General features: G+C 33.6%; 11 protein-coding genes. 10 read left to right on the top strand and 1 reads right to left on the bottom strand.

Going from position 1 to position 12953, the window contains the following annotated elements:
• The first annotated feature begins 3 nt into the window (after nt 1-3).
• The 10 genes from atpA (at nt 4) to FQU23_RS03880 (ending at nt 10174) form a co-directional block, all read left to right on the top strand.
• Nucleotides 4-1581, top strand: coding sequence for a F0F1 ATP synthase subunit alpha (gene atpA / locus FQU23_RS03925; protein ID WP_132109270.1), 1578 nt, complete (start codon nt 4-6; stop codon nt 1579-1581).
• A 74-nt stretch (nt 1582-1655) separates the two neighbouring features.
• Nucleotides 1656-2516: an ATP synthase F1 subunit gamma gene (gene atpG / locus FQU23_RS03920; RefSeq protein ID WP_147672672.1), complete on the top strand. Its 861-nt coding sequence runs from the start codon at nt 1656-1658 to the stop codon at nt 2514-2516.
• An 86-nt stretch (nt 2517-2602) separates the two neighbouring features.
• Nucleotides 2603-3046 (top strand): GNAT family N-acetyltransferase, encoded by a 444-nt coding sequence (locus tag FQU23_RS03915; protein WP_147672671.1) that lies wholly within the window; start codon nt 2603-2605, stop codon nt 3044-3046.
• Between the two features lie 11 nt (nt 3047-3057).
• Nucleotides 3058-3555, top strand: a complete 498-nt coding sequence (locus FQU23_RS03910) for a hypothetical protein (protein WP_147672670.1) — start codon at nt 3058-3060, stop codon at nt 3553-3555.
• Nucleotides 3556-3593: 38 nt separating this feature from the next.
• Nucleotides 3594-5051 (top strand): lipopolysaccharide biosynthesis protein, encoded by a 1458-nt coding sequence (locus FQU23_RS03905; protein WP_147672669.1) that lies wholly within the window; start codon nt 3594-3596, stop codon nt 5049-5051.
• Between the two features lie 52 nt (nt 5052-5103).
• Nucleotides 5104-5538 (top strand): dUTP diphosphatase, encoded by a 435-nt coding sequence (dut, locus tag FQU23_RS03900; RefSeq protein ID WP_147672668.1) that lies wholly within the window; start codon nt 5104-5106, stop codon nt 5536-5538.
• Between the two features lie 93 nt (nt 5539-5631).
• Nucleotides 5632-6642, top strand: a complete 1011-nt coding sequence (locus FQU23_RS03895) for a sugar phosphate nucleotidyltransferase (RefSeq protein WP_147672667.1) — start codon at nt 5632-5634, stop codon at nt 6640-6642.
• A 97-nt stretch (nt 6643-6739) separates the two neighbouring features.
• On the top strand, nt 6740-8080 hold the full coding sequence (locus FQU23_RS03890) for a tetratricopeptide repeat protein (RefSeq protein WP_147672666.1): 1341 nt from the start codon (nt 6740-6742) through the stop codon (nt 8078-8080).
• 10 nt (nt 8081-8090) lie between these two features.
• On the top strand, nt 8091-8861 hold the full coding sequence (locus FQU23_RS03885; protein WP_147672665.1) for a DUF4292 domain-containing protein: 771 nt from the start codon (nt 8091-8093) through the stop codon (nt 8859-8861).
• Between the two features lie 23 nt (nt 8862-8884).
• Nucleotides 8885-10174, top strand: a complete 1290-nt coding sequence (locus FQU23_RS03880; RefSeq protein WP_165425721.1) for a murein hydrolase activator EnvC family protein — start codon at nt 8885-8887, stop codon at nt 10172-10174.
• Nucleotides 10175-10626: 452 nt separating this feature from the next.
• Here the strand turns inward: FQU23_RS03880 and FQU23_RS03875 are convergent, their stop codons facing one another.
• Nucleotides 10627-12870 (bottom strand): inorganic phosphate transporter, encoded by a 2244-nt coding sequence (locus tag FQU23_RS03875; RefSeq protein WP_147672664.1) that lies wholly within the window; start codon nt 12868-12870, stop codon nt 10627-10629.
• Nucleotides 12871-12953 lie beyond the last annotated feature (83 nt).

The following is a 12953-nucleotide window of genomic DNA, read 5'->3' as shown; positions in this document are numbered from 1 at the left end:
AAGATGGCGGAAATCAAACCTGCTGAAATTTCAGCAATATTAAGAAAGCAAGTAGAAGGTTTTGAATCTGGCGCTACGCTAGAAGAAGTAGGAACAGTACTTCAAGTTGGAGATGGTATTGCTCGTATTTACGGGCTTTCGAATGTTCAATACGGTGAGTTAGTAGAATTTGACAATGGTTTAGAAGCTATTGTATTGAATCTTGAAGAAGACAATGTTGGTGTGGTACTTTTAGGACCATCAACAGGAATCAAAGAAGGTTCTACTGCAAAAAGAACACAACGTATCGCTTCTCTTAAAGTGGGAGAGCAAATGGTAGGACGTGTAGTAAACACACTTGGTTTTCCTATTGATGGAAAAGGACCAATCGGTGGTGACTTATACGAAATGCCTTTGGAAAGAAAAGCTCCTGGAGTTATCTTCCGTCAACCAGTTACTGAACCATTACAAACAGGAATAAAAGCAGTAGATGCTATGATACCTGTTGGACGTGGACAACGTGAATTGGTTATTGGTGACCGTCAAACAGGTAAATCAACTGTTTGTATTGACACTATTTTAAATCAAAAAGAATTTTACGATGCAGGAAAACCTGTATTTTGTATATATGTTGCAATTGGGCAAAAAGCTTCAACTGTAGCAGGAATCGCTAAAATGTTAGAAGAAAAAGGTGCAATGGCTTATACAGTTATTGTTGCTGCAAATGCTTCTGATCCAGCTCCAATGCAAGTATATGCTCCTATGGCAGGTGCTGCAATTGGAGAATATTTTAGAGATTCAGGTCGTCCAGCTCTAATTGTTTATGATGATTTATCTAAACAAGCTGTTGCTTACCGTGAGGTTTCTCTTTTATTGAGAAGACCACCGGGACGTGAGGCATATCCTGGAGACGTTTTCTACCTTCACAGTAGATTATTAGAACGTGCTTGTAAAGTTATCGCTGATGACGGAATTGCTAAAAACATGAATGATTTACCAGATTCTATCAAAGGAATTGTTAAAGGTGGTGGTTCATTGACTGCTTTACCAATTATTGAAACTCAAGCTGGTGACGTTTCTGCATATATTCCAACAAACGTAATTTCGATTACAGATGGTCAAATTTTCCTTGATGGAGATTTGTTTAACTCTGGAGTACGTCCTGCAATTAACGTAGGTATCTCGGTATCTCGAGTTGGAGGAAATGCACAAATTAAATCAATGAAAAAAGTAGCAGGTACTTTGAAACTAGATCAAGCACAATTCCGTGAATTGGAAGCGTTTGCTAAATTTGGTTCTGACTTAGATGCAGTTACTTTGAATGTAATTGAAAAAGGAAGAAGAAATGTTGAAATCTTGAAACAAGGTTTGAACGATCCTTATACAGTTGAAGATCAAGTTGCGATTATCTATGCTGGTTCAAAAAATCTTTTGAAAAATGTTCCTGTGAACAAAGTTAAAGAATTCGAGAAAGATTTCTTGGAATTCCTTAACAACAAACACAGAGCTACTCTAGATGCTTTAAAAGCAGGTAAGCTTACAGATGAAATTACAGATGTAATTCAGAATGTAGCAAAAGAAATCTCAGCAAAATATAACTAATACTAGTGAATAGTGAAAAGTGAGTAGTTCTAAACTATTCACTTTTCATTTCTCGCTTTTCACAATAAATAAAGATGGCAAATTTAAAGGAAATCCGTAATAGAATTACTTCCGTTTCATCGACGATGCAAATTACATCGGCAATGAAAATGGTTTCTGCAGCAAAGCTAAAGAAAGCACAAGATGCAATCACAGCGATGCGTCCTTATGCCGAAAAATTGACGGAATTATTACAAAATCTATCTTCGACACTTGAAGGTGGTGTAGGTGATGAGTTTACGACACAACGTGAAATTAAAAAAGTATTAGTTGTTGCTATTACTTCAAATAGAGGTTTATGTGGTGCATTTAATTCGAATGTTATTAAGGCAGCTAAAATTCGTTCGGAGTATTACTCAGGAAAACAAGTTGATATTTTTGCAATAGGTAAAAAAGGAAATGATGTTTTAGTTAAAACAAATAGTGTAGTTGATAATCAAAGTTCAGTTTTTGATAATTTAACTTTTGATAATGTAGCTGCAATCGCAGATACTTTGACAGAGAAATTTTTATCTGGTGAATATGATAAAATTGAGTTGATTTATAACCAATTTAAAAATGCTGCCACACAAATTGTTCAAGTAGAACAGTTTTTACCATTAGCACCGTTAAAAAGTAATTTAAACGTTACTCCTGGTGATTATATCTTTGAGCCTTCGAAAGAAGAAATTGTATTGACTTTGATTCCAAAATCATTGAAAACACAATTGTACAAAGGAATAAGAGATTCATTTGCTTCAGAACATGGTGCTCGTATGACTGCTATGCACAAAGCAACTGATAACGCAACGGAGTTGAGAAATCAATTAAAATTGACTTATAATAAAGCCCGTCAAGCTGCAATTACTAATGAGATCTTAGAGATCGTTGGTGGAGCAGAAGCGTTGAATGGATAAAAAATATTTTTTTTAAATATCTAAGAGCCAACATTTGTTGGCTCTTTTTTTTGCTTAATTTTATATCTTAATAAAGAATCCAAAAAATGCAACTAGAAATTAGAAAACTTACCATAATAGATGAAATGCTTGCTCAATTTGAGATTATTAAGTATTTATATCCCAACTTCACAATGGAAAAGTACCAGTCTTATCTCATCGAAATGATTCCGCATAATTATACACAAGTCGGCGTTTTTGAAGGAGAGATTTGTGTGGGACTTTCTGGATTATGGTCCGGAACTAAACTCTGGTCAGGTAAGTATTTAGAAATCGACAATTTTATTGTGCACCCAGACCATCGTTTAAAAGGCATTGGTAAAATGATGACAGATTCTATTGATGTTATAGCTAAGGAAACTGGTTGTACCATGATTGTTTTGGATGCATTTACGAGTAACTTCACTGCGCATAAGTTTTATTATAACCAAGGATATGTTCCTAAAGGGTTTCATTTTTTAAAGATAGTAAACGAAAGCGGATTGTCATAAAAAAGATTAATATGAGTTATATTTATAAAGTGTTGGTTTTAATTTTGAGTGCATTTAGTCTTTCTTTTTGTGCTCTAAAACAGAATAACGAAATGTATTTTCCACAAGAAATCACAGCGACTTATTTCCAAAAGATAAATAGCAACCAAGGAGATGCTGAAGTTGCATTCGATTTTTTTATTGTGTTAGATAATCCAATAGAGCAAGGAACTTTTTTAGATAAAATTTACTTCAAAAATCAAACTGCTATTGTCGAAAAGGAAAATGATCGCACTTTTGTTGCGCATTTTCAGGAAGTTGAATTGAACAAAGATTTAATTTTAGACAGCGATTCTACAAAGGAGTATGGCAACAAAGTACCTGTTATTATGAAGCCAAAATTTGAATTGGAACCCTCCGAAGCAGTATTAGAATATAGAAATAAGGAGAAAACTTTTTTCTACAAAATCAAAGGAGTTAAAGAAAGGCCAATGAATCCTAATCCATCAGGGATTAAACCAAAGAATTAGTTATTTTTGTTTTCTAAATATTAATAAGACGCACCATTTTGGGATTATATAAAAGACTTTTTAAACAAACAGCCATATACGGACTCGCAACAGTTTTACCGAGAATGTTTAGTTTTTTGTTGGTTCCGCTTTATACTGATTTGCTTCCAAAGGCAGAGTATGGAAAAGTGTCAGTTATATTCGCGTACATGATATTTATCAACGTGTTTCTGGCTTATGGAATGGAAACAGCTTTCTTTAGGTTTTTTAACAAGGAATCTGATAAAAAGGCGGTACTGGAAACTTCTATGGTTTCTATTTTTTGGACCACAATATCTTTTTTGTTTATTGCGTTGCTGTTTAGAGATTCGTTAGCAGCATGGTCTGGAATCGATTCCCAGTACATATCTTATACAATTTGGATTCTGGCTTTAGATGCTTTGGTTATTATCCCCTTTTCAAAATTAAGAGCTTACCAGAAACCGATGGTCTATGCGGCGATAAAAATTGGGAATGTATTGGTTAACTTAATTCTCAGCCTTCTATTTTTGTTATACATCCCAATGCTAATCGAAGCAAATCCACATGGATTTTTACGATCTATTTATGTCGACAATTTTCAAATTGGCTATATATTCTTGGCTAATATAATCGCAAGCTTATTAACTTTTGTAGCGCTTTTTCCAGATTATGTATATTTAAATTGGAAGCTAGACACTAAGTTGTGGAAGCGCATGATGCGTTATGGAATGCCCATTATGGTAGCAGGAATTGCCTTTGCCATCAACGAGCAATTTGACAAAATTCTATTATCAAAATTATTGCCAGCAAATATTGCCGAAGCAGAGGTAGGAGTATATTCGGCTTGTTACAAACTGGGATTGTTTATGGTTTTGTATAGAACAGCTTATACCTTAGGAATCGAGCCTTTCTTTTTTAGTCACGCCGCAGATAAAAACGCACCGCAGACTTATGCTATGGTGACCAAATATTTTGTCATTTTTGGCTCTTTTATATTACTTGCAGTTATCGTTTTTGCTGATCTTTTTAAACTGCTCATGATTCGAGACAGCTCTTATTGGGTTGCAATGAAAGTTGTGCCTTTGATTATTCTGGCTAATTTCTTTTTGGGGATTTATACAAACCTTTCGGTTTGGTACAAATTAATAGACAAGACCTACATTGGCGCTTATATTTCGATCGTTGGTGCAATAATCACTTTGGTATTAAATTTTTTGTTGATTCCCACAATGAGTTATTACGGTTCGGCCATAGCAACAATTGGTGCTTACGGAAGTATGATGTTTATTTCCTATTATTTAGGGAATAAATACTATCCCATTCCATACGATTTAAAGAAAATAGGAGCTTATCTCTCGCTATCGATACTTTTTTCAGCCGTATCCTTTTATGGATTCAGAGAAAATTATTATGTTGGAATCAGTTTATTAATCGCATTTCTTTATTTCATCTATCACAATGAAAAAGAAATGTTGATGAAAATTTTAAAGAAATAAAATCAATTTGAAGGGAAAACTAATGAACACTCCCTAAATTAAAATATAAAAAATGAAAATAAACATTATCAATAAATCACAACATGCTTTGCCTAGCTATGAGACCATAGCTTCAGCGGGAATGGATTTAAGGGCAAATCTTAGTGAATCAATAACATTGCAGCCATTAGGGAGAACAATCGTTAAAACAGGTCTTTTTATCGAATTACCAATAGGATTTGAAGCGCAGGTTCGTCCAAGAAGCGGTCTGGCTTTCAAGAACGGAATAACAGTATTAAACAGCCCAGGAACAATAGATGCTGATTACCGTGGTGAAATTGGCGTGATTTTAGTAAATTTATCAAATGAAGCTTTTGTGATCCAAAACGGTGAACGTATTGCCCAACTGATTATCGCTAAACACGAACGCGCGGACTGGTTTGAAGTTCAGGAATTATCTGAAACTTCTAGAGGTGAAGGCGGTTTTGGGAGTACGGGCGTAAAGTAAAGCTTCCTAATCCTTTATGGGGAAATAAAATTAGTTTAAAAAAAAATAACAATCAGGAACGAGATTGCTTCGTTCCTCGCAATGAAAAATACAATGAAAATAATAGTACCAATGGCTGGACGTGGATCTCGCCTTCGTCCTCATACCTTAACCATTCCTAAGCCGCTAATTCCTATTGCAGGAAAACCAATTGTTCACCGTCTAGTAGAAGATATTGCAGCTGTGCTAAATCAAGAAATTGAAGAAGTAGCTTTTATCATTCATGAAAGTTTTGGCAAAAAAGTAGAAGAAGAATTAATCGAAATCGCAGAAAAATTAGGCGCTAAGGGAACAATTTATTACCAAAACGAAGCTCTAGGAACGGGTCACGCTATCATGTGCGCCAAAGATTCTTTAAGCGGACCAGCAGTTATCGCATATGCAGATACTTTAATTCGTGCCGATTTCGATTTAGACAAAGATGCTGATAGTGTTATTTGGGTAAAACAAGTAGATCAGCCAGAAGCTTTTGGTGTAATCAATTTAAATGAAGCTAACGAAATAGTAGAATTAGTTGAGAAACCAAAAGAATTTGTCTCAGATCTTGCAGTAATAGGTATTTATTATTTTAAAGATATCGCAATATTAAAACAAGAGTTACAGTTAGTGTTAGACAACAACATTATCCATGGTGGTGAATACCAAATTAATGATGGAATCAAACAAATGATGGCAAAAGGAATGAAGTTTGTTCCTGGTAAAGTCGACGAGTGGATGGATTGCGGTAATAAAAATGTAACCGTGGAGACGAATTCCAGAATGTTAGGTTTTTTAGAGAAAGAAGATAAAAATTTAGTGGCGGTAAATGTAAGGTTAGACAATTCGATAATTATTCCACCTTGCTATATTGGAGAAGATGTATATTTAATTAACTCAACGGTTGGGCCTAATGTTTCTTTAGGAAAAGGTTCTCATGTTACCGGGAGTGTTATTAAAAATAGTTTGATACAAACACATGCACACATTAGCAATGCTAATTTAGACAATGCTATGATAGGGAATCACGCCAGTTTTAATGGTGAATTTACTAGCATTAGCATTGGCGATTATTCGGTGTTAGAATAAGGTCTTTTCCCCGTTGTCAAGTTTTTCAATGGGAACATACAAGCAACTATTTTGCAACAGCTTAAACAGAGCTGTTGCGATTTAAAAAAAGGAGTCAATGAAAAAATCGGCTTTATGTATTTTATTTCTTGTTTTGCTAAGCAATTCAGCATTGCTATTGGCGCAAACAGAACCGCAAGACATAAAGTTAAATACAGATAAGTTTCAGGATTATTTTTATGAATCCTTAAAGCAAAAGGGAATCGAAAACTACGATAAAGCGATCATAGCTTTGGAGCAATGTTTGAAAATCGAACCTCAGAATGCTACTATTCATTTCGAATTAGGAAAAAATTACTTGGCTTTAAAAGAGTATCAAAAGGCTTACAGCGCCTTTGAACATGCCACACAAATTGACCCTACAAACAAATGGTTTTGGGTAGGAATGTATGATGTCGATTATGCAACTAAGGACTACGTCAGCGCCATAAAAACGATCAACAAACTCATCCCATTTGACGCTAAATTCAAGGAAGACTTGACCTCGCTCTACATGAGTACGAGTCAATTTGACAAAGCATTAGATCTCATTAATGAACTCAATGAAACTTCTGGAAAGTCGGATAGAAGGGAAGCCTACAAAATTCAGATTTTGTCCCAAGGGAAATATCAGAACGCAGAAATTACCAATTTAATTGAGCAAATTAAAAAATACCCGAATGAGGAATCCAACTATATTTCGCTGATTTATCTGTATTCTAAAAACAATGAAACCGATAAAGTGTTGGAAACGGCACGAAAATTGGAAATAGCCATACCCACATCCGAATGGGAGCAAATCAGCTTGTTCAAATACCATTTAGAGAAAAATGAAGGAGAAAAGGCTATTAACGCCATGAATATTGCTTTGGCTAGCGCCAAAATAGATTCTAAAATTAAACACCGAATTCTGAATGAGTTCTTGATTTATGTAAATGCAAATCCGCAGTTTGCTCTTGATTTAGAAAAAGCTGTTGGTTATTTTGATGCTGATCCAGATGTGAATGTAGCCAAGGAAATAGGCAAGTTTTATCAAAATAAAAAACAATGGGACAAAGCCATTGGGTATTATGAAAAAGCAAATGCTAGAAACGCGGATGTAGATATAGAAACGAATTTACTTTTGCTTCAAGCATATACAGAATCAAAAGACTTCACAAAAGCAGCAAAAAAAGCCATCGATATGGTAGATTTATTTCCTGCTCAGTCACAGTTTTATTATTATGCTGGATTAGCATACAACCAACTTTCTCAGTTTAAAAAAGCAAAGGAAATGTTAGAAATGGGACTGGATTATTTGGTTGAGGATAAGGCATTAGAAATAAACTTCAACATACAACTTGGCGAAGCATACCATGGTTTGGGAGATCAAAAGAAAAAAGATTTCTATTTTTCCAAAGCCAATCAATTATTAAAATAATAAAATTAAAATGAATAAATTCTTAGCATTATTAGCAGTTGTTCTACTATTCTCGTGCAAATCAAAATCGGTTGTTACAGAAGCCACGACGCCAGCGACCTATTTAAAAGCAAATAAAATAATAGCAAAGCACTATGACAATAAAAGCGATTTTTCGACATTATATATAAAGGCTAATGCCAGATATTCTGATGATAAACAGACGCAAAATGTTACCGCCGAAATCAAAATTAAAAAAGACGAACAAATTTTAGTAAGTGTTCGTTTTCTTGGAATAACAATGGCTAAAGCAAGTATTACACCAACATCAGTTAGTTATTACGAAAAAATAAAAGGTACTTATTTTGAAGGTGATTTTAGCGCTTTGAGTCAATGGCTCGGTACTGATTTGGATTTTAATAAGATTCAAAACATGTTGATAGGGGAAGCTTTGGATGATTTGACAAAAGGAAAATACAAAGAATCATTAGTGGAACAGCTGTATCGATTGGATGATTTGGCAAACGATAATACAAAAAAAACATTCTATATTAGCGCAGCCGATTTTACTGTTCAAAGACAAGAAATCACACAAACAGCCGAAGGTAGAATGATTCAGGTGGCTTATGCAAATATCAAGGATTTTAAGGTGTCAAAATTGCCAACTAATGTTGAAATTAAGACGTTTCAACCCAAAGGGAAATCAGAAATTAATTTAGAGTACAATAATATAACCTTCAATGAGGAACTTTCTTTCCCTTATAGTGTTCCAAATGGTTACAATAGAATTATAATTAAGTAAATTTGCACAAATATATTTTTAAGATGCCAAAATTTCTCCTTAGCCTACTGTTTATATGCATGACTTCTGTGATGTCGAGTCAGTCTTCTCAACAAGAAAAGTTAGAACAACGAAAAGCCGAAATCCAAAAGGAGATTAGAGAGAATGAGAAAATGTTGAAAAGCGTTCAATCAAAGGAAAAATCAGCGATGAATGTGTATGTGATCCAAAAAAACAAGATCAGACTAAAGGAAACTTTGATTAATACTACTGAAAAGCAAACTAAGCTTTTGGCCAATGATATGTATATTAATCAAATGAAAATCAACAAGCTTAATAAAGAGCTTGAGGTTCTTAAAGAAGATTATGCCCAGATGATTGTAAAGTCATACAAAAGCCGTTCAGAGCAAAGTAGGGCGATGTTTATACTTTCGGCTGAGAACTTTTTACAAGCTTATAAAAGAGCACAATATTTAAAACAATATACCAGTTTCAGAAAAAACCAAGGGGAAGAAATTAAATCAAAATCTACTGAACTGGTTACTTATAATGATAAATTAAAAGTTCAAAAAGTAGCCAAACAAAAACTTTTAGTAGAAAACAAAAAGGAGAGAGAAGGTCTTGTAAAGGAGAAAGTAGAACAGGAAAAACTGGTAAATTCGATTAAGAAAGATAAAAATAGAATAGTATCTGACATTCGAAAAAAACAAAGAGAGTCTAAAACAATCGATAAACAAATTGACCGTTTGATTCGGGAGGCAATTGCTGAAGCAAATAGAAAAGCCGCATTAGAGAAAGCAAAAGCGAGAGCATTAGCCGAAAAGTCAAATGCGAGCCCTAAAGAAGTTGCTGCTGCGGTGGCTAAAAAGCCTGTTTCTTCTTCTAGAATAGAGCTGACACCAGAAGATAAATTGATTGCTGATAGCTTTAAAGCAAACAGAGGAAGTCTTCCATGGCCTGTCGAAAAAGGATTTATTTCATTAGGATATGGATCTCAAGCGCATCCTATTTATCATACTTTGGTAATTAACAATAGTGGAGTAGAGATAACCACAAATGAAGGCGCTAATGCGAGAGCCGTTTTTGGCGGAGAAGTATCCAGTATTATGGTGTTGTCTCCGGTAAATAAAGCGGTAATGATACAACATGGAGATTATTTTACCATCTATCAAAACTTAAGTACTGTGTCAGTTAGTAAAGGAGATAAAGTAAGCATCAAACAAAATCTAGGTAGAGTGAGAACTAATGGAGATACTGGTAAAACAGTTATCAAGTTCCTGCTGTTACAAAACACAACTTATACAAATCCTCAAGGATGGTTGTCGAATAAATAATAGCGGCTGTATATTAGTAGAGTCAAAAAAAAGCACTATCAAATTCTTAGGAATTCGATAGTGCTTTTTTTTGACTCTAACTTATAAATAATACAAGGTAATTTCATTGTCATGCTGAAAGCTACACTCAAAGCTCTATAGCAATAGAATTGGAACGATTAAAGAGTGATTCCGATTGTATATTAGTATATCTAATTGCATTGTGCTATTATCATATTAGGGCTTTATAACTATATTAAAAATTTGTTTGGTGTAGAATTACGCTTCAATTAAAAAGGCACTATCGAATTCCTAGAAATTCGATAGTGCCTTTTTTTATGGCTCTAACTTATAAATAATACACGCTAGTTTCATTGTCACGCTGGAAGCTACTCAATGCTTGAGAGCAATAGAGCTGTGACGATTTAAGAATAACAACCAGCAACATAAATGCTATTCTTATACTAACATTACTATTTATTCAACTTATTAAACTCTTTAAACAACTCTAACAAATTAGTAATAGACTTCACTAAATCATTTACTTCTAGCAATAAAGCAAAATATAATTTACTATTTTTCGGACTTGTTTCAGTGGTTCTGATTGTTTTGATTTGTTTAGTAATCAATTCAGAAACCGTATCTAATAGTACTTGCTTGTCATTTAAAATGTGGTCAATTGTATTAAAATCTTCATTTTTAAAACTCTCTTCCAGCGAATGTAGCAATTGTTGCAATTGTGTATCAATTATTTTCAATCCTTTAATTTGATTGAATTTTAATTTTTTATGATTGTTATTAACGTGCGAATAACTATTTGAGGTTATAAAGTCTATAGATTGAACCATATCTTGTAAATAACCCAAGATTAAAATATAGAATTTACTGGCTTCAACTGAATTGTCATCAAGATTTTTAATCAAGTAAAAGACATTGTTTTTTAGTTCGTCGATTTCCTTTTCTAACTTCTTCTGGTCTTTTTTATTTTCTTTTAACTTCGCTAAATCTTCTAAACCTAAGTTATCAACTAAATTAGAATATAATGCGCTAGTTTTACGGAAAACCTTAGATATTTGCGCTGAACTTTCAGTAATCATATCTTTCACTGTTCCAATATCTTCTCTACGTAAGCTTTTAACTTCTTCTTCGTTTTTTACCTTCTCTTTATGTTTTCTAGAGCTTTTATATAGCATAATTCCTAACATAATTATCAAGCCAAAAAACGCAAAAACTTCGCCTACTTTTAAAATATAAGCCATGATAACAGCTAAGAAGAATGCAATTATTGCCGTAAAAAACCAACCGCCAATAACTTTAAAAACACCAGCTATTCTATAAACAGCACTTTCTCTGTCCCATGCTCTGTCAGCAAATGACGTTCCCATGGCAACCATAAACGTAACATAAGTAGTAGATAGTGGTAATTTTAAAGATGTTCCAATTGAAATTAAAATACTAGCAACCATTAAGTTTACAGAAGCTCTTACCATATCAAAAGCAGGTTCGTCAGCTGATTTTTTCTTGGATTTCTCTACGTTTATAAATCGGCTATCGATTTTAATTTGTAATTTTTTTGGTAAAAAAACATTAATCACTTGGCCAAGAGAAACTCCAAACCTAACAATAAATCTCGAAGCAGTGTTAGGTGTAAATTTCTCGTCCCCTTCACCTTGTCTTGATAAATTCACGCCTGTTTCAATAACACTTTTTGCCTTTTTTGATGTCCATAATGTTATTACCATTACAACTCCAGCAAACAATAAAAAATAAAATGGAGCTACAATATCATCATTTGCTAAAGCACCCATCATAAATTCATCGCCAGAAATACCGCTGCCTTGGAAAATTTGGTACGAATTATATGCCGCAATCGGTACTCCAATGAAGTTAACTAAATCATTCCCCGCAAAAGCTAGTGCTAATGCAAAAGTTCCAATAAGAATAATGACTCTTAGAATATTAACTTTAAAATAGCTAATAAGTAATTGAGATAATAGTGTAAAAAGCACAAAATTAACTCCGAGAATTACGAATTGATTTTTGTCAATCCACTCAAATTGTGCTGCTGAAATAAAGGAGACACCTTTCAATCCTTTGATTAAAATAAAAAAAGTAATCGCTGAAATAGCAACTCCTCCAAATATAGCCCCAAAATATTTTAGCTTTTTTTCGTAATGAAAAGTAAAAATAAGTCTAGAAATATACTGGATAAAACTACCTAAAGCAAAAGATAAAATCACAGAAAGCAAGATGCTGTAAACGATAGCTGAGGCTTTCTTTGTATTGATATACATCCCTAAATGGTCTAGCGTCTCATCTGAAGTGTATATTTTATAAAGTGCTAAACAGACCGCTGCTCCCAATAATTCGAAAATAATAGAAACTGTTGTAGAAGTTGGTAAACCTAATGAGTTAAAAACATCCAATAACAAAATATCAGAAATCATAACCGCTAAGAAGATAATCATGACGTCATTAAAACTAAACATGCTTGGTACAAAAATACCGCTTCTTGCAATTTCCATCATTCCACTGGAAAATAAGGCTCCAACTAATACCCCAAGACTCGCCACAATCATTGTGGTTTTGAATGAAACAGCTTTAGAACCTATAGCAGAATTTAAAAAATTCACGGCATCATTACTAACTCCAACCATTAAATCGATGACGGCTAGAACTCCTAAAACCAATAACATTATTACGTAAATCTGATCCATTTTAAATTAAGGTTATATTTTCTACAAAAGTCTATTAACATTTTTATTTGTATGTTAACTTAATGTTATCAAAAGCCATAAAA

The sequence above is a fragment of the Flavobacterium sp. XN-5 genome (genome assembly GCF_008033395.2).
GTDB lineage: Bacteria > Bacteroidota > Bacteroidia > Flavobacteriales > Flavobacteriaceae > Flavobacterium > Flavobacterium hiemivividum.
Note: the sequence above shows the minus strand (reverse complement) of the source record. Positions and strands in the feature narration are given on the sequence as shown.

Excerpts from the sequence above, each read along its gene's own strand:
- atpA (WP_132109270.1), top strand. The coding sequence starts at position 4 with ATGGCGGAAATCAAACCTGCTGAAATTTCAGCAATATTAAGAAAGCAA.
- FQU23_RS03910 (WP_147672670.1), top strand. The coding sequence starts at position 3,058 with ATGAGTTATATTTATAAAGTGTTGGTTTTAATTTTGAGTGCATTTAGT.
- atpG (WP_147672672.1), top strand. The coding sequence starts at position 1,656 with ATGGCAAATTTAAAGGAAATCCGTAATAGAATTACTTCCGTTTCATCG.
- dut (WP_147672668.1), top strand. The coding sequence starts at position 5,104 with ATGAAAATAAACATTATCAATAAATCACAACATGCTTTGCCTAGCTAT.
- FQU23_RS03915 (WP_147672671.1), top strand. The coding sequence starts at position 2,603 with ATGCAACTAGAAATTAGAAAACTTACCATAATAGATGAAATGCTTGCT.
- FQU23_RS03895 (WP_147672667.1), top strand. The coding sequence starts at position 5,632 with ATGAAAATAATAGTACCAATGGCTGGACGTGGATCTCGCCTTCGTCCT.
- FQU23_RS03890 (WP_147672666.1), top strand. The coding sequence starts at position 6,740 with ATGAAAAAATCGGCTTTATGTATTTTATTTCTTGTTTTGCTAAGCAAT.
- FQU23_RS03875 (WP_147672664.1), bottom strand. The coding sequence starts at position 12,870 with ATGGATCAGATTTACGTAATAATGTTATTGGTTTTAGGAGTTCTAGCC.
- FQU23_RS03885 (WP_147672665.1), top strand. The coding sequence starts at position 8,091 with ATGAATAAATTCTTAGCATTATTAGCAGTTGTTCTACTATTCTCGTGC.
- FQU23_RS03880 (WP_165425721.1), top strand. The coding sequence starts at position 8,885 with ATGCCAAAATTTCTCCTTAGCCTACTGTTTATATGCATGACTTCTGTG.